The 317-nt window shown below is 45.1% G+C and carries 1 pseudogene; it reads right to left on the bottom strand.

Annotated features, from left to right (window positions below):
- Positions 1-292: pseudogene (locus AAEZ03_RS26575) on the bottom strand (hypothetical protein); the annotation flags it as partial.
- Positions 293-317 lie beyond the last annotated feature (25 nt).

Raw genomic sequence — 317 nt, 5'->3', positions numbered from 1 at the left:
GGATATTTGACGCATCGTTCACCACGTTCTGCTCATTGCCATTTTTTTCAGTGCCATTTCTTTCAAGGCCATGCTTTTCATTGCTGCCATTGGCTTTGCTACGCTTAGTGTTTTGTTGATTAGATACCGACTCATCGGCTGTATTTGATTCTGGCTTTTGACGATTACGTCCGCGTCCACCACGCTGCCCTTTTTTATAGGCGCCGCGACGAATATTTTCATCAAACTCATCAATCGCTTGTTCCTGCTCTGATACAGACAAGGTTTGATAAGTTTGCCACCAGTCGCCCATGTCGTTGGTCGATTCTGATAATGGA

The sequence above is a fragment of the Pseudomonas sp. HY2-MNA-CIBAN-0224 genome, assembly GCF_040310285.1.
Taxonomy (GTDB): Bacteria; Pseudomonadota; Gammaproteobacteria; order Pseudomonadales; family Pseudomonadaceae; genus Aquipseudomonas; species Aquipseudomonas helleri.
This window is presented reverse-complemented; position numbering and strand designations above follow the sequence as displayed.